Source organism: Roseateles sp., from assembly GCF_036486225.1.
Lineage (GTDB): Bacteria > Pseudomonadota > Gammaproteobacteria > Burkholderiales > Burkholderiaceae_C > Roseateles.
This window is the reverse complement of the sequence record NZ_DASVNZ010000249.1, coordinates 1-20,852: the sequence shown is the minus strand read 5'-3', so window position 1 is coordinate 20,852 and position 20,852 is coordinate 1. Positions and strand designations below refer to the sequence as shown.

Sequence of the window (20,852 nt, the reverse complement as noted above, 5' to 3'; positions counted from 1 at the left end):
TACGTACGTGTGAGCACGCGCGCGCACCCATGAATTCAATGTACCGGACTCGCTCCATGCCGCAACCGCGCTCCGCTCCGAGTGTTCCCGCCCCCATCGATCCGCCCGCGGACGCGGGCGTCCAGGCGCCTGCCCCCAGGCGGTCCGCCCGGATCCAGGTCCGCGCCTCGGGCGTCCATGGCCGCGGCGTGTACGCCCTGGTGCCGCTGCAGGCGGGCGAGAAGCTCATCGAATACAAGGGCGAACGCATCGAGTGGTCCGAGGCGCTGGATCGCCATCCGCACGATCCGTCGCAACCGGACCATACCTTCTACTTTCACCTTGAGACCGGCGGGGTCATCGACGCGGCCGTCGGCGGCAACCTGGCGCGCTGGATCAACCACGCCTGCAGCCCCAACTGCGAGGCCCAGGAGATCGACGGCCGGGTGTTCATCCATGCCTTGACGGACATTTCGCCGGGCGAGGAGCTGTTCTACGACTATGGTCTGGTGATCGAGGAACGCTATACGCCCAAGCTGAAGAAGCGGTTCGAGTGCCGGTGCGGTACGCCGGGGTGCCGGGGCACGATGCTGGCGCCCAAGGAGCGCAAGCGCTGAGCGGAGCGCCGGAACGCGCGGGCGGGGCGTTCGAGGTCGCCGGGGGACCCTGTCAGGTCCTACAGCCACCGATTCATGGTGCGGGCGTCCGGACGGGGACCATCTCCCTCTAGACTCCGGCCATTCACGACCACCGGGCAGCTCGGCCCGGGAAGACCAAAGACGGGATCGCAGGATCACATTCGCGGCGATGCAAGAACATCAGAACTGGGGCGCAGAGGCCCTGTGGCAAGACCTGGAGCCGTTGCTGCCGGGGCTCAGCATCGAGGTGCTGGCGCGGGTCGAATCGACCAACGCCACGCTGATCGAGCGCGTGCGCCGCGACGAGGGCACCGTGGCCGCGGGACGTGCCGGCGATCGTCCGTACGGACGTCGTCAGCACGACCTGCATCCTTGCCTGCTGATCGCGGAACACCAGACCCACGGCCGCGGCCGGCAAGGCCGCGCCTGGCACAGCACACCTGGCGCGTCGCTGACCTTCTCGCTGTCGATGCCGGTGGAGGTCGCGGACTGGTCCGGCCTGTCGCTGGTCGTCGGCGCGGCGATCGCCGAGGCGCTCGACCCCGAGGGCAGCCGCCTGGGCCTGAAGTGGCCCAACGACCTCTGGCTGGACGAGCGCAAGCTCGGCGGCATCCTGATCGAGACCGTGCCGGCCGGCAGTTCGCGCATGGCGGTGGTCGGCGTGGGCCTGAACGTGTCGGACCGCGCCAAGGTCGCGGAGTCGCAGCTCAACACCGGCTTCGCCTGCCTGCAGGAACTGATCCCCGACGTCACGCCGCCGCAGGCGCTGGCGCGGCTGGCGCCGGTGCTGGTGAAGGCGCTGGCGGCGTTCCCGCAGTCCGGGTTCGGCGCTTGGCGCGAGCGCTTCGCACGCCGCGACCTGCTGCAGGGCAAGGCGATCACCGCCGGGCTCCTGGAAGGCACGGGAGCGGGCGTCAACGATCGCGGTGAACTGCTGATCGACACCCCGCAAGGCCGCCAGACGGTCAGCGGCGGCGAGGTCAGCGTACGGCTCGGCGGCGTGTCCGCCGGACAGGGGTAAGCCACGATGCTGCGCGCCGCGGTCGTCCTGCTCTTCGTCGTCAACGTGCTGGTGTTCGGCTGGAACAAGGGGTGGATCGCCGGTGTGTCGCCGGGCGCGCCGCGGCTGGACCAGCAGATCAACCCGGAGCGGCTGTCGCTGCTCAACCAGAAGGCCGTCACGCAGCTCGCGGCGCGGTCCTGCCTGGAACTGGGGCCGCTGATCGGCGATGAGCTGCTCAAGCGCGCCAACGCGGCGCTGAACGGCGCCGGGATCCCGGCGTCGGCGATCGAGGCCACGGCGGTCAACACCGGCGGCGTGTGGGCGCTGGCCACGATCAAGATGCCCAGCAAGGACTTCCGCGAACGCAAGGAAGACACCTACCGCAGCGCCAAGATCGCGTTCGAGCCGCTGCAGGGCTTCCCCGACGAACAACCGACGCTGGTGCTCAGCAAGCACGACAGCGAAGCGGCGGCGCTGGCGGCGCTCGACGGGATGACCAAGCGCAACTACAAGGGCCTGCGCGTGATGCGGCTGCAGGAACCGCTGCAGCAGACGACCCTGCGCCTGGCCCGCCTGGACGGCACGCAATCGGGGAAGTTGAACGCGCTGGCCAATCCGCCTTGGGGCGAGAAGCGCAAGGACTGCTCGGTGGAGGCGCCGGCAGCTTCATCCGCGGCAAGCGCAGCGAACGGCTCGGGGTCGGGCGCGAGCCGCTGACAACACCTGACCCCCTCTCGTTTGCGAGAGAGCGCAACACGCAACGCCGGGGTGCAAAACGCAACGCTGGGTGCAACGACTCCCTCTCCCGCTTGCGGGAGAGGGCAGGGGTGAGGGCCAGCGGAGGTAGAAGTACGGAGACGCTCGGGAGAGCGCCTGCCTGACTCGTTCGGCGCGTTGGCCGCGAGGTCATGAGGCCCCGGCCGCAAGGGCCAAAACCTCACGACCTCCCGTCCCCAACCACTGCCGTACTGCCCCGGTTTTGCCACCGAGGACTTCTTTGGGCTCAGGCTCGATTACTTCGAGCGGCTCTTGGCCAGACGCGGCCTTGGCCAACGCAGCGCCACGATCGCCAGCACCAGGCCGGCCAGCCACAGGCCGCTCATCGCGCCACCACCACCACCGCCCGACGACGTGTCGGTGGGCGTGGTCGGCGTGGTGGGGGTCGTCGGTGTCGTCGGCGTGGTGGCAGGCGTCACCGCCGCCACCGCCGCATTCGCATCCAGCATGCCCGCACCGCAGGTCGCCGTCGTGCAGTTGCACTCCAGCTGCGGCTGCGTGCTGTTGCCGGCCACGCATTGCGCGACGCCGGCAGCAGGCGCCGGGAAAGCGCGCGCCGACGACTGCAACGCCGCCTTGATGCGCGTCGGCGTCAGCGTCGGATCCACCTGCAGCATCAGCGCGATCGTGCCGCTGACCAGCGGCGTCGAGAAGCTCGTGCCGGTGCCGGTGTAGTTGAAGGCGTTGCTGTTCGCGACCGGAGTCGTGGTGCCGCTGTTGCTGGTCGACAGGATCGGGTACAGGCAGGCGCTGCCCGGCGTCGTGTTGACGCAGTTGCCGCCCGGCGCGCTGATCGTCACCTGCGGGCCGAGGTTGGAGAAGCCGACCTTGGTCCCCGCATGACGCACCCCGGCGACCGCGATCACGTTGGCGCAATTGGCCGGCGTACCGACGGCGATGCCGCCCTCCTTGGTCGGATCGTCGTTCTCGACGCCGTTGCCGGCCGCCACGACGACGGACGTGCCGTTGTTGAACGCCGCGGTGATCGCGTCCTGGTAGGTCGAGCTGCAGGCCCCGTCGCCGCCCAGGCTCATGTTGATGACCTTGGCCGGGTTGCTGTTGGTGGGCAGGCCCGGCACGGCGACACCCGCCGCCCAGCGCATGCCCGCGGCGATGTCGGACGCCCAGCCGCCGCACTTGCCCAGCACGCGCACCGGCAGGATCTTGGCGCCGTAGGCCAGGCCGGCCATGCCTCGCCCGTTGTTGGTCAGCGCCGCGATCAGGCCCGACACGCGGGTGCCGTGCCAGGAGCTCGAGCTGATGTCGGCGGCCGTGCAACCGCTCAGGCGTCCGCTGTCGATGTCGGCCTGGTCGACCCAGTCGCCGGGGTCGCTCGGGTCGCTGTCGGGACCGTTGCCGTCATTGGCGGCGGCGACCGAGTTGGCGTCGCTCCGGTTGCCGAAACCGATGATGTCGTAGCCCGCGACGAACTGACCGGCCAGGTCCGGATGGTCCATGCGCACGCCGGTATCCAGCACCGCGACGACGACGCCGCTGCCGGTCGACTTGTCCCAGGCCGCCGGCGCGTTGATCGACGAGAGCACCGTCGAATCAGGTGCCTTGAGGTACCACTGGCCCGCGGTGACGCCGTTGCTGGCGGCGGTCGCATAGAACTCGTCGTTGGGCACGGAATAGTGCTTCCACCAGCGGTCGACCTCGACCGACTCGACGTCGCCGTCCGCGGCCAGGCGCTTGGCGAGTTCCGCCGAGCTCATGCCGCTGGCGGTGTAGACGTGGGTGCGGTTGTCCAGGCTGCGGCGTGCCTGCAGCGACGCGGCATGTCTCAGACCGAGCGTCGTGCCGCGCACCTGTGCGATGTCCTTCGCTTCGGAGGGGGTGGCGCGCGCCGCCAGCGGTCGCGCCTTGACGGCATCCGCCTGCGCCTTGAAGCGCACGATGACGCGCGCGAAGTCGGGTTGCTGGTCCGGCTTCAGGACGGCGCCGGTGACCGCGCCGGCGCTGCCGGCTCCGAACAATCCGATCAGGGCCAGGGCAGCAGCCAGGCGCTTCGGCAAACACAGCACGGACATGCGGAAACTCCACAAAACTGAGCTAACCAGTTTATGGGTGGCGACGCTAAGAAATTGCTAATGCGTCGACACATTTGCTGCGAGGCATCACCTCCAAAGGGGGATTCCTCACGCAAAGATGGGTGGACTAGCGTCGAAGTGGTGACCGCTTGTATCCGAGGCGATCCCGGCCTTGGCGGGACCCGTTGCCAGGTGTTTCGGCCGGAGGCGCGGCGGAAACGGAAAAGCCCCGCCAAGGCGGGGCTTCGGACGGCGGGCAAGAGACCGCCGGGGTTCGTGCAGTCGCTTACTTGGCGACGACCTTGACCATCTCGAGCACCTTGTTCGAGTAGCCCCACTCGTTGTCGTACCAGGACACCAGCTTGACGAAGGTGCCGTCCAGCGCGATGCCGGCGTCGGCGTCGAAGATGGAGGTGCGCGGGTCGCCGCGGAAGTCGGTGGCGACGACCTTGTCCTCGGTGTAGCCCAGCACGCCCTTCAGGGCGCCTTCGCTCTGGGCCTTCATCTCGGCGCAGATCTCGGCGTAGGTGGCGTTGTTGTTGAGCTCGACGGTCAGGTCGACGACGGAGACGTCGGAGGTCGGCACGCGGAAGGACATGCCGGTCAGCTTCTTGTTCAGCTCGGGGATCACGACGCCCACGGCCTTGGCGGCGCCGGTGGAGGACGGGATGATGTTCTCGAGGATGCCGCGGCCGCCGCGCCAGTCCTTGTTGGACGGGCCGTCGACGGTCTTCTGCGTGGCGGTGGTGGCGTGCACGGTGGTCATCAGGCCGCGCTTGATGCCCCACTTGTCGTTCAGCACCTTGGCCAGCGGGGCCAGGCAGTTGGTCGTGCAGCTGGCGTTGGAGATGATGGCCTGGCCGGCGTAGGTCTTGTCGTTGACGCCGTAGACGAACATCGGGGTGTCGTCCTTGGACGGGGCCGACATGATGACCTTCTTGGCGCCGGCGGTCAGATGCTTCTCGCCGGTTTCCTTGGTCAGGAACAGGCCGGTGGCTTCGACGACGATGTCGGCGCCGACTTCGTTCCACTTCAGCTCGGCGGGATCCTTGACCTGGGTCAGGCGGATGCGCTGGCCGTTGACGATCAGCGTGTTGCCGTCGACCGCGACGTCGCCGTCGAAGCGGCCGTGGACGCTGTCGTACTTGAGCATGTAGGCCAGGTAATCGGGCTCGAGCAGGTCGTTGATGGCGACGATCTGGATGTCCTTGAAGTTCGCCACGGCGGCGCGGAACACCATGCGGCCGATGCGACCGAACCCGTTGATACCGATCTTGATGGTCATGAGGAAAGTCTCCTGCGAGTGAAATGAATCGATGACGTCATGGGCGCGTCGCCCAGCCAGTGGACGTCGTGCCTCGGAGGTGTTCGGTCCGGCGCCGCGCGGGGCTGCCAGGACAGGGAGGTCAGGCAGCCGGCTGGGTCGCCGGGAACCTTCGATTTGAACAGATAGTCGGCGCCCGACGTTTCGAGCGGGTTACCGGATTACGGCCGTCGGCGACTGGCGGTTACGGCAAAGGCGCCGCATGGCACGCCAGGACGCGTCAGGGCGCTGTGGCACCCGACGTCGCGCTCGCCGTGACGGCCGGCTGCAGCCGCAAGGTGCCGCAGGCGACATCGATCTTGACCACCCGGCCGAGGAGCCGCTCGAAACGTTCCGGCGTGAGGTCCATCTGCAGGCCCGCGAGCCAGCTCAGGAACTCCGCGCGGTTGCGGTCGTGCTCGCCGACCTCGCCGACGTGGTTGGCCACGGCGGGTTTGCCGAGCTTCCACGCGACGGTGAACGGGCAGTTCATCGTGTTGAAGTCGAACTCGACCTGCTGCTGGCGGATGTCCTTGATGTTGGACAGGAACTCGCCGAGCGTGACCTGCTCCTTGAAGACGGAACGCCCCGCATCGTTGCGCCGGTAGACCATCTGCTGGAGGAAGCTCACCGGCCGCGCGTCCGGCGCCAGGCAGGGCAGTCGGTACTCGCGGACGCGATCGAGGAAGGCGTCCTGCGTGTTGCCGCCGGTGGAGCTGTACAGCACCTCGACCTGCGGCGGCTGGTCCGGCGCGGTGAAGGTCATGCGGGTCAGCACGTTGCTGACGGTCTTGCGGTCGAACTTGGAGGGGCGGACCTCCAGCTTCTCGGCGGGCGTGCGCAGGCACTCGCGCATCGCGCGCAGGCGGGCGGGGTCGTCTTCCTCGACGGGATGGGACCACCGGATCGGCACGGCCTCCTGGGGATGGAACAGGAAGGTCTGGACGGCGCGGACTGGCGGCTGGCCTGCGGCCTGGCACGGCAGACGGTACGCGGCGACATGCGCGCGCACTGCGTTGACGAGGCGCTCGTCGGCGAAGCGGGCGAGGACGTCGATGTCCGGCGCCTTGTCGGGCCCGGAGAAGGCCAAGGCCACGCGCACCGTGCCGCCGAGGTTGAGTCGGCGCGGCTCTGCCGGGTATTCGAGCGAGGCCGGCGCCTGCAGGCAGCGCAAGGTGCTGGTGGCGGGATCGGCGGGTGCGTCGCTGATGTCGCTTTGCTGAGCGTGAGCGGGCGCGCCCGCGAGCAAGGCGGCCAGCAGGCCGAGTGCGCCGATGGCGGCGGCGAAGGGATGCCGTTTCATCATGTTCCTCTTGGTGGTCTTGTCCCTGGGTCCGCGGGGCGGCAAGGTCGCCGGCGGGCGGGCGCAGTCTAGGCGCTGAGGCGTGAAGATCCGGTCAGGGAAACGGGGGACGAAGGGTCAGGCCTTGCCGGAGGCCGTCGGCGTGCGCCAACGAAAAAGGGGTGCCGTGGCACCCCTTTGCTGACGATCGCCGGAGCGTCGCGATTTACTTCAGGCGCGCCTTGCCCAGCACCACCTTGACGGTGTCGACGACGTTCTCCGGCGTGAAGCCGAAGTGCTTGAACAGCACGTTGGCCGGGGCCGATTCGCCGTAGGTGTCCAGGCCGACGACGGCCGAGACGCCGTACTTCCACCACAGGTCGGTCACGCCGGCCTCGATGGCGACGCGCGGCAGGCCTTCCGGCAGCACGCCCTTCTTGTACTTGGCGTCCTGGCGGTCGAACAGGCTCGTGCAGGGCATCGAGACCACGCGCACCGGGATGCCGGCCACCGCCAGCTGCTGCTGGGCCGCGATGGCCAGCTGCACTTCCGAGCCGGTGGCGATCAGCACCGCTTGCGCCTTCTTCTTCAGGCCGACGTCGGCCGGCTCGCTCAGCACGTAGCCGCCGGTGGTGATGGCGTCGACGGCCTCGCCCGACTTCTTCAGGTAAGGCAGGTTCTGGCGGCTCAGCGCCAGCACGCTGGGGCGCTGGCTGTTGGCCAGGGCCAGCGTCCAGGCCACCGCGGTCTCGGCGGTGTCGGCGGGACGCCAGACGTCCAGGCCGGGGATCAGTCTCAGGCTGGAGACGTGCTCGACGGACTGGTGGGTCGGGCCGTCTTCGCCCAGGCCGATGGAGTCGTGCGTGAACACGTGGATCACGCGCTGCTTCATCAGCGCGGCCATGCGGATGGCGTTGCGGCTGTAGTCGCTGAAGGTCAGGAAGGTGCCGCCGTAGGGGATGAAACCGCCGTGCAGCGCGACGCCGTTCATGATCGCGGCCATGCCGAACTCGCGCACGCCGTAGTTGATGTGACGGCCGCCGTTGGAGCTGCCGTCCTCTTCCAGGCGGAAGGCCGGCGTGCTCTTGGTGTTGGTCAGGTTGGAGCCGGTCAGGTCGGCCGAGCCGCCCAGCAGCTCGGGCATCGCGGCGGTGAAGGCTTCCAGCGCGATCTGGCTGGCCTTGCGGGAGGCGACGGTCTCGGCCTTCTCATGCGCGCCGATGACGGCCTGCGCGGCGACGTCGGCGAAGTTGGGCGGCAGCACGCCGGCGTTGCGGCGCGAGAACTCCGCGGCCAGTTCGGGGAACTGCGTCGCGTAGGCGTCGAACTTCTCGTCCCAGGCCTTTTCGAAGCCGGTGCCGGCGTCCTTGGCGTCCCAGTCGGCATAGACCTCGGCGGGCAGCACGAAGGGCTCGTGCGACCAGCCCAGCGCTTCGCGGGTCAGCTTGATTTCCTCGGCGCCGAGCGGTTCGCCGTGGGCCTTGGAGGTGTTGGCGCGGTTCGGGCTGCCCTTGCCGATGTGGGTCTTCGCGATGATCAGCGACGGCTTGTCCTTGCTGGTCTTGGCCAGCGCGATGGCGGCGTCGACGGCGTCGACGTCATGGCCGTCGACCGGGCCGACGACGTTCCAGCCGTAGGCGGCGAAGCGCTTGGCGGTGTCGTCGCCGAACCAGGGACCGACCTGGCCGTCGATGGAGATGCCGTTGTCGTCGTAGATCGCGATCAGCTTGTTCAGCTTCCACGAGCCGGCCAGCGAGCAGGCTTCATGGCTGACGCCTTCCATCAGGCAGCCGTCGCCGAGGAAGACGTAGGTGTGGTGGTCGACGATGGCGTGGCCGTCGCGGTTGAATTCCTTGGCGAGCTGCTTCTCAGCCAGCGCGAAACCGACGGCGTTGGAGATGCCCTGGCCGAGCGGGCCGGTGGTGGTCTCGACGCCGGGGGTGATGCCGACTTCCGGGTGGCCCGGGGTCTTGGAGTGCATCTGGCGGAAGGCCTTGAGCTCGGAGATCGGCAGGTCGTAGCCGGTCAGGTGCAGCAGGGCGTAGATCAGCATCGAGCCGTGGCCGTTGGACAGCACGAAGCGGTCGCGGTCGGCCCACTGCGGGTTGGCCGGGTTGTGGCGCAGGTGGCGCTTCCACAGCGCGACGCCGATTTCGGCCATGCCCATGGGGGCGCCCGGGTGGCCGGAGTTGGCCTGCTGGACGGCGTCCATCGCCAGGGCACGGATGGCGTTGGCCATCTGGGTGGTGTTCGGGGTGACGACGGCAGCGCTGGTCTCGGCCATGGTGGTCTCGGGCAGGAGTTGGGGCAAACCCGGCATTCTAGTGATGCCGCCGGGAAGCGGTTTTGGCGTTCGTGACTCGGGTGGAAAAGTGCGCGGGGAAGTGCTGGAGAGTGCCCTCTACACTCGCGGCCTCATTTCCTGGATTGATCGATGCGAGCCATGATCCTCGCGGCCGGGCGCGGCGAGCGCATGCGGCCGCTGACCGACCACACGCCCAAGCCCTTGCTGAAGGTGCGCGGCAAGCCGCTGATCGAGTGGCACATCGAAGCCTTCGCGCGGGCGGGGATCCGGGACATCGTGATCAACACGGCGTGGCTGCACGGGCAGTTCGAGGCGACGCTGGGCGACGGCGCGCGATTCGGCGTGACGCTGCATTACAGCCACGAAGGCGAGCGCTACGGCCGCGCGCTGGAGACGGGCGGCGGCATCGCGACGGCGCTGGACCTGCTGTGCGCGGACGGCGACGAGGCGTTCTGGGCGGTGTCGGCGGACATCTTCATTCCCGACTTCGAGTTCGACCCGGCGCAGGCCGCGGCCTTCGCGGCGAGCCCGCTGCTGGCGCACCTGTGGTTCGTGCCGAAGCAGCCGCGTCATCCGACGGGCGACTTCGGCATCGACGCAGCTGGCTTCGCGACGATCGATGGCGACCTCGAGGTCTACAGCAACATCGGCCTGTACAAGCGTGCGTTCTTCGACAGCGTGCAGCCGGGTCAACATCAGCGCATTCGCGCGAGCCTTGACCGCGCGATCCACGCGCGAGCGGTGACGGCGGAGCTCTACACGGGGCCGTGGGCGAATGTGGGCTCGCCGGAGCAGTTGGAAGAGCTCAACGCCAAGGGCTGACAACGAGCGGCCCGTTTGAGATCGCAGATGGCGATCTCAAACAGAGTTCATTCCATGAGCTTTCTGAGGCCGGTCTGGAAGGCGACGGTGAGCACACAGATGATGAAAGCGCCGAGGAAGCTGGTGTCCAGGATGAACTTGAAGGCGACCAGCATCAACAGGGGCGCGACCAGCAGACCGCGCAGAGTTCCGAGCAGCAGCAAGCCGGCGATCACGACCAAGACCGACACGACGCTGGCGAGCAGGCAGCGACCGAAAGTCGCTTCATGCGCGCCGACGATCTTTGCGGCGAACCAGATGCAGCCAATGCTGGCGATGGTCGAGACGACCATGGAAAGCAGGCTGAAGGTAGCGAAGAGGGTGCTCATGTCGGGCGCGTGCTGACAGTCCGGAATTCGAAGCGCGCGAGTCTAGACGCCGTGCGCGAACTCGGGAGACACCCTGAAGAGGGAAGCCGCTGCGGAAAATCGAGCGGAAGCCTTCCACGTTTTGAGATCGCAGATTGCGATCTCAAACGATGAGACTCAGAAACGAGAAACCCGCCTTTTGCACGTCTGCTTGCGCAGAACCCTGATCGAAACCAGGACGTGTGGCGGGTGTGTTGGGATGAAGTCTAGCGCCTGCTCGAAGGTTGGGGAAGCAGAGTTCAATCTCAAACGACCAGCTGTCGCAATTGATCAACATGGCGAGCCGCTACACCCATCCAGGTTCCGACTTCCATGTGGCCGGGAACCCAAGCTCAGCCGGTGAGATTGACGGGTAGTTCGCGAAGATGCGATCGAGATCGGCGACCCAGCTGTTGGGCAGCTTGGTTTGGCGAAGCAAGTATTGGACGACAGTGGCGGTCGCAAAGAAGCTCTTCTGATCGCGGAACTTGATCCCCGCCTTCTTGTAGTTGGCTGGACCGACGCCCAGCTTCACGCGCAGGACTTGTCCGTGATGAGCGACAAGATTCCGCACTACCGAGAGGCTGTGAATCCAAGACTTGAAGACATCTGGCTCATCCACGCCGAAGCGCTTGCAGATCACCTTCTTGTCATTGGGATCGCGAAGGATCGAATACGTTCGGGACCACAGACCGAAAGTCACACACTCACTGACGGCCCAACTCGGCGGTAGATAGGGCTCATCGTGCCTCGAGAAGTAGTGATCGATGAAGCGCTTGCGGTCGGAGCGATGGACCTCATCCTCGATCTTGCGAAGCAGTTGACCCATTCCCCACTCTCGCGTTGGCTTGAAGATCTTCGGCTCCAGGAACCAATGGGGCGAATGCTTCAGGCTGAGCAGATTGGCGATTGCTGATCGGATGGCGACCTCCAACCGTTCAATCGCATCGATGGTGGCAGCTCGGAGTTCACGATCGAATTCACATCGAGAAATGATCTGCTCAAAATTCGCGCCTGCGTTGAAGCACTTGGTCGTGGGATGCGCCATGTGGTGCCAGTAGCCCTTGAGGCGGTAGGCGCCGACACCACGCAGATAGTCCAGCGCGAGCCCTTCAGTGCCTGGAGCGACGACGAGGCCGCGATCCTGGAGCTTCTTGAGAAGGTCCTCGGGCGTGAGTGCCTTCTTCTCGTACGGAATCTTCATTTGGACCACGTGTCGTGCCCCAGAAACAGAAAACCCGCCTTTTGCACGTCTGCTTTCGCAGAACCCTGGCCGAAAACCAGGACGTGTGGCGGGTGTGTTGCGGCGAACTCTAACGCGATGCCTTCACTCGTCGCAAGTCTGAAGTGGCATCGCATCACCTGTCGGTCCATCTGCCTTGGAAGGCCGATGCCAACGGGAGACACCCATCAAGCAAGACCCGGGACTTTGTCATGCGCAGGTGTTCACTGAGCCGAAAAGGCGGCCTGAAGTCGCATAGGTTTGACGCAGATCAGAGAACCGCGAAATCGCGTCAAATCGGACTTGAAATCTGAAAACCGCCGGCGGTCGTCAACCTGACGATTCGTTGACAAGACCTGGCACTTTGGTGGGAGGCGCATCCCCCAAGCGTCCCCACGATGGCGGAATCGCCGGAGCGCTTTGATTTTTATCAGAGAGTGATTCGTCGACCGGTTGCACGATGCACGCAGGTGCTTCAAACACACCAGCGCTCAGGCCTCGCGATCAACGTGAGGCTCTTCCCGTACTCATGGTTTACGGGCGAGATGGGTCATTCCGTGAGGGTGACCACACGACGGAGTGCTGCGTGGTTTGACATCTCGCCCACCTCTTCGATTCGATCGACCGCATGTCGCGACTCGGCAATCGAAGTCGGTGGTTTCCAAAGTTCATCGGAGTTTTACGAACATGGGAACCCTGCATCAAACGCGTATCAACGAAACGCGCGGCCCGATCCGCGACCGCCGCCCGCTGGCGGGCTGCGACGTCGGCTCGCTCATCAGCCTTCAAAACGAATGGGGCATGAGCGACGCGCAGCTCTTCGGCCTGCGGCTCGGCGCCGACGCGGTCTGCCTGCGCACCGACGTGTCCGTCGCCTCGGCCATCGCCAACCTGCGTCACACGCTGGTGTCCGCTGCCGCGACGCTGTCGCTGGTCGAGGACAACTGCGTGGAGGGCGATCCCTCCCGCCACGTGGTGGAGAGCGTGCGCCAGTCTCTGCGCGAAGGCCTTGGGATGCTCGGCATCGTCGGCCGCGCAGTCGACGAGGTCCCCGTTTGAGATCGCAGATTGCGATCTCAAACAGCAGAGCGCCGCTAGAGAAAAGCCGCCCACGATCTCAGGCCAGTGACATGGCCCGAGATCGTGGGCGGTTTCTTTGAGGGCATGCACATGACTGAGATCAAGGCGTTCGCTTCAAGTTGGTGCACTCATGGATAACAAGACCTGACCCTCCTCCCACCTAGGAAGGAAGCGCCAGAAGTCTTTGATTTAAATCAGAGAGCGTTCGGGTCGATGCGCAGAGCATGCGTACTCGTGATTCCGATTGCGGCTCGACCAATCAGAGCGGCGATCCGGGATCTCGTTCAGCCTTGTTGAATCGATCTGGAGAAGTAGCCCGTGTCCATCTTTCATCGCACTGCGCTGGCGCAAGAGCTGGCAACCCACATCCTTGACGACGACCTTGCGCCCGCACGGTCCGGCCTCTTTCTCGGCGCCCGTCGTCGCACCGGCAAGTCGACGTTCCTGCAGCAGGACCTCTGCCCAGAGCTGAAGCGCCGCGGCGCCATCGTCATCTATATCGACCTCTGGGAGGACCTTGATCAGGACCCAGGCGATGTCATCATCGAGGCCATCCGCGGAGAGTTGGCGAAGCATGAAGGCGTCGTCATGCGTCTTGCCCGTTCGGCCGGCTTGGAGCGGGTGAACATGGCCGGGGTCGCATTCACCCTGGACCGGGTCGGCCTGGGCAAGCAAGTCTCTCTCGCCAAGGCCTTGGCCGCGCTTTCCGATGAGTGCCAGCGAATGATCGTGCTCATCGTCGACGAGGCTCAGCATGCGAACACGACAGAGAAGGGGAGTACCGCGCTCTGTGCCATGAAGGCCGCTCGCGACAAGCTGAACATGGGGCCGCATCACGGGCTGCGCATCGTGGCGACGGGATCGAATCGCGACAAGCTGGCGGTGATGGTGGAGTGGAAGGACCAGGCGTTCTTCTGCGCCCCCATGAAGGAGTTCCCCCCGCTTGGCACAGATTTCCTGGACTGGATCTGCCAACGTGCACCGGCTTCGGCCGCGTTGAGCGTGGACGCGGTGGCTCGGCTCTTCGAGCGTTCCGGCTATCGTCCCGAGTGGATGCAGGATGGTCTGAGCGCACTGGCCGCGCGAGACGACTGGACCCCCGCGGCGGCGGCCGCTGCCTTTGAAGAGGCCGTCGAGGCGCGCGCCGACCTGCGGATTCAGAGTCTGCTCGGACTGGTGGGACTGCTCAGCCCGCTCCAATCCGCCGTGCTGCGCGTGCTCGCAGCGCAGGGTCGGCGTTTCGTGCCCTTCTGGGATCGCACCCTGGAAACCTACCGGCTCGTGATCGAGGTGGACGACGGCAACAAGGTCAATGAGCCCATCAGCGTCGAGAGCGTTCGGCTGGCCCTGGAGGCGCTGAAGGACAAGGGCTTCCTCTGGCGTTCTCCCCATGGTGTTTACGCCCTGGAGGAATTCGGCATCCGTGAGGCACTGGAGGAAGGGCGCCTGCTGACGGAGTCGACGCAGCGTGTCACGCTGATGGGGAGCCAGACGGTCTGAAGCGGCACGTGGGCTGAATGCCACGCATTCAGCTCGCGCGCGACAACCCTGCGGCGACCTTCTACGCGAGGGTCGCCGCGGTCGGCTCGATCACCTCGCCGTCCCCACCGGCCGTCCCGCCCAGCGCTCGCACTGCTGCCGCACCAGTTCGTTCAGCAGCTGTTCCTTCTCCACGACCCCGCGCGCCCACGTCGCGTCGTTGCCCTGCCAGCGCATTTCCTCGCGGACATAGCGCAGCGCCGGCTCCGCCTTCAGCGCGACCGCGTGCGGCTCCAGCGCGTGCAGCGTGACGTTCAGGTCTTCGCGCAGGCTCCGGTGCTCGCCGCTCTTCGGATCGACGAAGGTCCCGTCCAGCCCGAACCGGCAGGCCTGGAACCGGTTGAACGTGTAGGGCAGGTAGTCGTCCTCGTGCAGCGCGAACGGCTTGTCGTGCGAGATCCACCGCGCCAGGCACTGGATCAGCGCCGCCAGCGCCGAGGCCTTCTCGATCGTCAGCGGCGTGTCCAGCACGCGCACCTCGATCGTCCCGAACTCGGGCTTGGGCCGGATGTCCCAGTAGAAGTCCTTCATGCTCTTCACGACGCCGGTGTGGGTCATCTTCTCGAAGAAGACCAGGAAGTCGTCCCAGGTCAGCACGAAGGGCGCGCGCCCCGACAGCGGGAACGCGAACACCGAGTTCAGCCGCGCCGAATGGAAGCCGGTGTCATTCCCCTGCACGTACGGCGAGGACGCCGACAGCGCGATCAGATGCGGGATGAAACGCGACAGCCCGTGCAGCAGCCGCAGCGCATGGTCCGGGCCTTCGCAGCCGATGTGCACGTGCTGCCCGAACACCGTGAACTGCTTGCTCAGGTAGCCGTACAGCGACGAGATCTCCTGGAAGCGCGGCTTGTCGAAGATCCGCTGCTTGCTCCAGTGCTGGTAAGGGTGCGTGCCGCCGCCCGACAGGCCGAGGTTGAGCCGGTCGGCGCTGCGCACCAGCGCATCGCGCGTGGTGGTCAGCTGCTCCAGCACCTGCTCGTAGTTCGTGCACACGTTGGTGCAGAGCTCGATCATGCTGTCCGTGATCTCGGGCGTGACGTCGCCCGGCACGGTCTCGCCCTTCATCACCCGCAGCAGGTCCTTGGACCCCGGCATCAGGTCGTAGTCGTGGCGGTTGACGATCTGGAGCTCCAGCTCCACCCCCATCGTCAGAGGCTTGGAAATGGCAAATGGTTCGAGGCTCATGTTTGCTCCCTCGGCTTCGCCGGTCCCTCCGAGAGGGACGCAGCACCGCCTTCGGGCGGCCGTGCGGCTGTGCTCATCGCTTCGCAGCCTCCTTGACTGGCGGTGTTTCAGGGTGATGCTCGCCGGCGAGGCGCAGGCCCCATTGCACGGCGATCGGGCCGACCAGCTCCATCAAGGCGATCGTCGAGAGAATGACCGGCGCCAGCATCACCGCGACCTGCGGGTGATGCAATTGCACTTCGCTGAAGAGCACCAGCATCGTGCCGGACACCGGACTCAGGCAGACCGCCAGCGCGACGCCCTGGCGGGCGTCGATGCCGCTCAGGCGCGCCATGCCGGTCAGGGCCAGCGCCTTGGCGAACAGGCGAAGCAGCAGCAGCGCCAGCGCCAGCACCGCGCCCATCGCCAGCGCGTCCAGCGTCCATGCGGAACCGACCGCGACGAACAGCATCAGCACCAGCACCCCGCCCGCCGTGCCGAAGTGGCGGGGCCAGACCCAGGGGCGTTCCGTGGTGTTGCGCAGGATCATGCCGGCCAGCAGCGGCACCAGCAGCGTCGACAGGTTCAGCACCCGCGCCACGCTCAGCGCCACCAGCACCAGGCCCAGCAGCATCAGTACCGAGTTCTCGTTGCGCAGGTCCAGCCGGCGCATCAGGTTGGCGGTGAGCCGCGCCAGCAGCGCGGCCACGATGATCGAGCCGATGAAGGCATACAGCGGCTGCGCGACGGCTTCCAGCCAGTCGCCCTTCTGGTCCAGCGCGAGCCAGCCCAGCAGCAGCTTGTGCGCGAGCACGCCGTAGATCGTGTTCAGCGAGGTCAGCGCGAGCATGCGTTCGCTCACCTGACCGGCGGCGCGCAGCTCCGCGCCGACCCGGCCGACCACGGCGGCGCTCGACGCCATCGTCAGCACCGCGCAGCTGAACGCCACCAGCGGGCTCACGCCCAGCAGCATCAGGCCGACGCCGACGATGGCGAAGGACGCGACGGCCTCCGCCGCGCTGGCGCCCAGCAGCGCCTTGTTGTTGCGCAGCCAGCGCAGGTTCACGCGCGAGCCCATCTCGAACAGCAGCAGCGCGAGCGCGAGGTCGACCACGAGCCGCAGCCGCGCGTCGAGCGCGCCGTTGGCGAAGATGCCGTGACCCAGCGCCGCCAGCACCATGCCGACGACGCTGTAGCCGACGACGCGAGGCAGGCCGAGCCGCCGGTTGACGAATTCGCCGAGCACGCCGGCGGCCACCATCGTCAGCGAGGCCCAGAACAGCCAGTCGGGCCGGGGCGGCCAGCTGCTGAACTGCAGGAAGTTCGCAAAGTCGTTCATCAAAGCAGGGGACCCTCGTTAATGGACGGCCAGCGATTCTAGGCCGCTGACCGTCGGCGCCCCTCGATGCCGGGGGCGGTGCCGCGCCAGGGCAATCGGCGCGCGCGGCCCGCGAAGCCGGCAGGCACGGGGTGGCGCTTGCGGGTCAGTCCTTGCCTGGGCGTCATCGGGTCGGGTTTGCCGTCATTTCTGCCTGGCAATTCCTGCGGACCGGGTGTCGTCCGTTCCGACTCAGGCGCCCTTCACTCCGACTGGATGACCGATGACCCGCCGACCGTTCCGTGACGCCTCCGACCACCACGATGACGGGGAAGTGGATGGCTTGCGCCGCCGCCTGCTCGGCGGCAGCGCCGCCGCTGCCATCCTGGGAGCGCTGCCTCTCGATGGATCGGCGACCGGGAGTACAGGGGTTGTCGCCCCGCCGCTCAACCTGCGATTCACGCACGGCGTGGCCAGCGGGGATCCGCTGTCCGATTGCGTCATCCTCTGGACGCGTGTGGTTCATCAGCATGTCGGGCCGTCCGATCTCGATGCCCATGACGAAGAGGGAAGGGCGCGGAAGACGACCAGGGGAAGAAAGAACATCCCGGACGTTCCGGTCCGTTGGGAGATCTCCGAAGACGAGCACTTCGGCCGCATTTCCGCCCAGGGCGACACGCACGCCTCGCCCTCTCAAGGCTTCTGCGTCAAGGTCGATGCCATGGGCCTCAAGCCAGGAACGCGCTACTGGTATCGGTTCAAGGCCGGATCGGCCACATCGCCGATCGGCCAGACCAGGACATTGCCTGTGGGCGCGGTGGAGCAGGTGCGCCTCGCGGTGTTCTCGTGCGCCAACTACCGGATGGGCTACTTCAACGTCTACGCCGAGGCGGTCAAGCGCATGGAGGCCAGCCCCGGCTGCTACGACGCACTCCTGCATCTGGGCGACTACATCTACGAATCGGCGGGCAACGCCTATCCCGCGGACTTCCCAGTCGTGCCGGAGCGCAGGACGGATCCCGAAGAGGAGGCCGTGAAGCTCGTCGACTATCGGCGTCGCTATGCGCGAAGCCGCGCCGACGAGCACTTGCAGCGCCTGCACCAGCTCGCGCCGATGATCGCCGTCTGGGACGACCATGAATTTGCCAATGACGCCTGGCACGACGGCGCGGCGAACCATCAGGACGTCGAAGGCACGTTCAAGAAGCGGAGGAACGCGGCGGCGCGTGCGTGGCGGGAATGGCTGCCGGTGCGCGATACGGGCCGCCGGCTCGAGAATTACCGCGGCTTCGACTTCGGCAACCTGCTGTCCTTGAACATGCTCGACACGCGTCTTCGCAGGCGCAAGAAGCAACTGGCGCTCGAGGACTTCGTATCGTCGACGGACTTCGACCAGGACGCGTTCCGCAAAGCCCTCGAAGAGCAGGACCAGGATCTGCTGGGCAAGAAGCAGCGGGACTGGCTGTCTGATCGGATGATGAAGTCGACGGCCACCTGGCAGGTGTTGGGCCAGCAGGTCCTGATGGCACGGATGAGCCTGCCCGCGCCGCTCCTGCTGGAGCGGATCAAGACCGGCCTTGGCCTGTCGCTGCAAGCCTACGGTGATCTGTTGTCGAAGAAGAACTTGACGCTGACATCGGAGGAGCAGCGCTGGCTCGATCAGCCGTACCTGCCGTACAACCTGGATGCCTGGGATGGATATCCCACCTCGCGGGAGCGTCTGCTGAGCGAAGTGCGCGGGCTGGGGAAAAACCTCGTGGTCCTGGCCGGGGACAGTCACAACGCCTGGGCCAGCGATCTGCAGGATCTGCAGGGGCAGCACATCGGTGTGGAGTTCGCCACGCCATCGGTCACATCGCCGGGACTCGAGGTGTATCTGGCCAAACAGTCTCCGACCATCGTGGCCATGGGCTTCAAGCTGTTCGTCAAGTCCTTGCGGTTCGCCGAAACGTCCAGTCGCGGATATATGGAGATCAGGGCGACGCCCACGGAATGTCGCGCGGACTGGACGCTCGTCGACACGGTGACGGCGCCGGCGTACACCTCGCGTGTTGCCAGATCGCTGCGCGTGCTGCCGGGTGAGGGTAAGGGCAATCGACGGTTGGTCGAGGTCTGACCGCTGCCGGCGCGTTCACAGCTCGTCGGGTGCGCAGTCGGACGGGGTCCGTCCGGAGCGGAGGACGCGCAGCGCGCCACTGTCGAGCCACTCGCCCAAGGGCCCGCGCGCACGGCGGCGTAGCGCGTCCTCGTCCGTCGCGGGCGCGTCCAGCACGCCTTCCCATCCGTCGCGCCCTGCGCGCTTGACCGCGTAGAGCGCCTCGTCCGCCAGGGCGATCGTCGCGGCCCAATCGAGCGCGCGGGGGAAGGCCCGCGCGAGCGGGAAGGCGGCAAAGCCCACCGAGCAGGTCACATCCACGGTCCGGCCTTCGCCGAGGTCGAACGGCGCGCCGCTGACCTGCAGCCGCGCGCGCTCGGCGAGTTCCGCCGCATGCGCCCGCGAGGTGTCGCGCGCGACGATCAGGAACTCCTCGCCGCCCCAGCGGACGAGGTAGTCCGCCTCGCGGAACACGGTCGTGAGCCGCGCGCGCATCTGCTGCAGCACCGCATCGCCGGCCGCGTGGCCGAGGCGGTCGTTCAGCGCCTTGAAGTGGTCGAGGTCGAGCAGGAAGAAGATCAGGTCGCCGTCGTCCGGCGGTGCCTCGCCGCTGTTGCCGCTGTTGCCGCGCGCCTGCTCGTGACGGCGCACGGCCAGCGCCACGTCCGCGTCGATGTGCTGCGTCAGGAAACGCCGGTTGCGCAGTCCGGTCAGCGGATCGGACAGGCTGGACTCCTCCAGCGCGACCGTCTTCGCCTGCAGGTCGAGCGAGAGCCGCTCGAGCTCGGCCGTCCGCGCCCGCACCTTGATCTCCAGCGCCATCTGCGAGCGCCGCAGGTAGGAGGTCCGCAGCGCGACCAGCAGGTAGACCAGCGCGATCAGCGTCGCGCCGCCGAGCGTGCGCGCCCACCAGGTCTGCCACCAGTCCGGCATCACGCGCACCGGGATGTCGAGCTCCAGCGGACTCCACACGCCGTTGCGGTTGGTGCCGCGCACGCGCAGCCGGTACCTGCCCGGATCGAGGTTGGTGTAGACCGCCACGCGCAGGTCGGCGCCGGTGCTGATCCACTCCGGATCGAAGCCCTCCAGCTGGTACGCATAACGGTTGCGTTCGGGCTCGCTGAAGTCGAGCGCGGCGAACTCGACGCTGAAGCTGCGGTTGTCGGCACCGATGGTCAGGCCGTCCTCCGGCAGCTTGCCGGCGGCCAGGCGCTGGCCGTCCACGCGCAGTTCCGTCGCCACCAGCGCGGGCTGATACGCCCAGGCCTCGAAGCGCTCCGGCGTCACCACCAGCACGCCCTTGCTGCCGCCGAACAGCAGCCGGCCGTCCCGCGTCTTCAGGTAGGCGCGGAACCAGCCGGTGCCGATGTCGACGCCGTCGGCGTTGGTCAGCTCGTAGTAGTTGTCCTTGACCGGGTCGTAGACGAAGTTCTGCGACCAGATGCGTCCCTCGCCGTCCTCGAGGAGGTTGGCGCCGAACGAGCGGCCGATCACGCCGTGTTTCTCGCTGATGCGGTCGAACTCCGCGTCGCGGCCGTCCCAGCGGGTGAGCAGGTGCAGCCCCGCCGCGGTGTCCACCCACAGGCGCTGCTTCGAGTCGACCAGCAGGCCGACGATCGAGTGGTGGCTCATGTCGCGGCCCGGCCGCGCGCGTGCGACGACCAGCTCCGTGCCGCCGGGAGGGAGGCGGTACAGGCCCTTCTCGGTGCCGACCCACAGGCCGCCGTCCTCGGTCTCGGAGATCGCGTTGACGTCGCCGGTCAAGGGTTGGCCGCCTTCCTGCCGGAGCCGGATCGGCGCGGTCTGACCAGCCGGCGCGCCATGTGTGCCGGGCACGGCCTGCACGCCTGGCGCCGGCGCACCTGGCGCACCCGGCGGCAAGCGGTAGAGCCCGTCCTGCGTGCCG

The 20,852-nt window shown here is 67.0% G+C and carries 16 protein-coding genes; 7 read left to right on the top strand and 9 right to left on the bottom strand.

Translation table 11 applies throughout. From position 1 onward, the window contains the following. The first annotated feature begins 38 nt into the window (after positions 1 to 38). From VF536_RS16650 to VF536_RS16640, 3 genes are all read left to right on the top strand, one after another. A complete protein-coding gene (locus tag VF536_RS16650) occupies positions 39 to 596 on the top strand; it encodes an SET domain-containing protein (RefSeq protein WP_414710398.1) in 558 nt (185 codons plus the stop codon). A gap of 190 nt (positions 597 to 786) precedes the next feature. Further along, positions 787 to 1,638, top strand: coding sequence for a biotin--[acetyl-CoA-carboxylase] ligase (locus VF536_RS16645; protein WP_331615978.1), 852 nt, complete (start codon positions 787 to 789; stop codon positions 1,636 to 1,638). A gap of 6 nt (positions 1,639 to 1,644) precedes the next feature. Continuing rightward, entirely contained in the window at positions 1,645 to 2,337 is a 693-nt protein-coding gene (locus VF536_RS16640) for a hypothetical protein (RefSeq protein ID WP_331615977.1), read from the top strand. A gap of 296 nt (positions 2,338 to 2,633) precedes the next feature. Here VF536_RS16640 and VF536_RS16635 read toward each other — a convergent pair whose 3' ends face one another. From VF536_RS16635 to tkt, 4 genes are all read right to left on the bottom strand, one after another. Further along, positions 2,634 to 4,427, bottom strand: coding sequence for a S8 family peptidase (locus VF536_RS16635; protein ID WP_331615976.1), 1,794 nt, complete (start codon positions 4,425 to 4,427; stop codon positions 2,634 to 2,636). A gap of 286 nt (positions 4,428 to 4,713) precedes the next feature. Further along, the gene (gap, locus tag VF536_RS16630) at positions 4,714 to 5,712 is read right to left on the bottom strand and encodes a type I glyceraldehyde-3-phosphate dehydrogenase (RefSeq protein ID WP_067281231.1); all 999 of its coding nucleotides are present in this window, start codon (positions 5,710 to 5,712) and stop codon (positions 4,714 to 4,716) included. Positions 5,713 to 5,971: 259 nt separating this feature from the next. Further along, positions 5,972 to 7,033, bottom strand: coding sequence for a hypothetical protein (locus VF536_RS16625; protein WP_331615974.1), 1,062 nt, complete (start codon positions 7,031 to 7,033; stop codon positions 5,972 to 5,974). A 205-nt stretch (positions 7,034 to 7,238) separates the two neighbouring features. Continuing rightward, positions 7,239 to 9,332 carry a transketolase gene (gene tkt / locus VF536_RS16620; protein WP_414710397.1) on the bottom strand — a complete coding sequence of 698 codons (2,094 nt, stop codon included), beginning with the start codon at positions 9,330 to 9,332 and terminating at the stop codon, positions 7,239 to 7,241. Positions 9,333 to 9,446: 114 nt separating this feature from the next. Between tkt and murU the strand changes: the two genes are divergently transcribed. Then, positions 9,447 to 10,139 (top strand): N-acetylmuramate alpha-1-phosphate uridylyltransferase MurU, encoded by a 693-nt coding sequence (gene murU / locus VF536_RS16615; protein WP_331615972.1) that lies wholly within the window; start codon positions 9,447 to 9,449, stop codon positions 10,137 to 10,139. A gap of 47 nt (positions 10,140 to 10,186) precedes the next feature. Here the strand turns inward: murU and VF536_RS16610 are convergent, their stop codons facing one another. After that, positions 10,187 to 10,507: a hypothetical protein gene (locus tag VF536_RS16610; protein ID WP_331615971.1), complete on the bottom strand. Its 321-nt coding sequence runs from the start codon at positions 10,505 to 10,507 to the stop codon at positions 10,187 to 10,189. A 325-nt stretch (positions 10,508 to 10,832) separates the two neighbouring features. Further along, positions 10,833 to 11,729 carry an Abi family protein gene (locus tag VF536_RS16605; RefSeq protein ID WP_331615970.1) on the bottom strand — a complete coding sequence of 299 codons (897 nt, stop codon included), beginning with the start codon at positions 11,727 to 11,729 and terminating at the stop codon, positions 10,833 to 10,835. 705 nt (positions 11,730 to 12,434) lie between these two features. On the opposite strand from VF536_RS16605, the gene VF536_RS16600 reads away from it, so the two are divergent. Together VF536_RS16600 and VF536_RS16595 are read left to right on the top strand one after the other, a co-directional pair. After that, complete coding sequence (locus VF536_RS16600; RefSeq protein WP_331615969.1) at positions 12,435 to 12,806, top strand: hypothetical protein; 372 nt, start codon at positions 12,435 to 12,437, stop codon at positions 12,804 to 12,806. A 339-nt stretch (positions 12,807 to 13,145) separates the two neighbouring features. Continuing rightward, complete coding sequence (locus VF536_RS16595) at positions 13,146 to 14,327, top strand: ATP-binding protein (protein ID WP_331615968.1); 1,182 nt, start codon at positions 13,146 to 13,148, stop codon at positions 14,325 to 14,327. 90 nt (positions 14,328 to 14,417) lie between these two features. Here the strand turns inward: VF536_RS16595 and VF536_RS16590 are convergent, their stop codons facing one another. Then, positions 14,418 to 15,554 carry a YbdK family carboxylate-amine ligase gene (locus VF536_RS16590; protein WP_331615967.1) on the bottom strand — a complete coding sequence of 379 codons (1,137 nt, stop codon included), beginning with the start codon at positions 15,552 to 15,554 and terminating at the stop codon, positions 14,418 to 14,420. A 73-nt stretch (positions 15,555 to 15,627) separates the two neighbouring features. Continuing rightward, entirely contained in the window at positions 15,628 to 16,872 is a 1,245-nt protein-coding gene (locus VF536_RS16585) for a cation:proton antiporter (RefSeq protein WP_331615966.1), read from the bottom strand. A 262-nt stretch (positions 16,873 to 17,134) separates the two neighbouring features. Here VF536_RS16585 and VF536_RS16580 point away from each other — a divergent pair, with 262 nt between their 5' ends. Next, a complete protein-coding gene (locus VF536_RS16580) occupies positions 17,135 to 18,967 on the top strand; it encodes an alkaline phosphatase D family protein (RefSeq protein ID WP_331615965.1) in 1,833 nt (610 codons plus the stop codon). A 15-nt stretch (positions 18,968 to 18,982) separates the two neighbouring features. Here the strand turns inward: VF536_RS16580 and VF536_RS16575 are convergent. After that, positions 18,983 to 20,852, bottom strand: a 1,870-nt coding sequence (locus VF536_RS16575; protein WP_331615964.1) for a diguanylate cyclase, incomplete at its 5' end; no start/stop codon positions are given.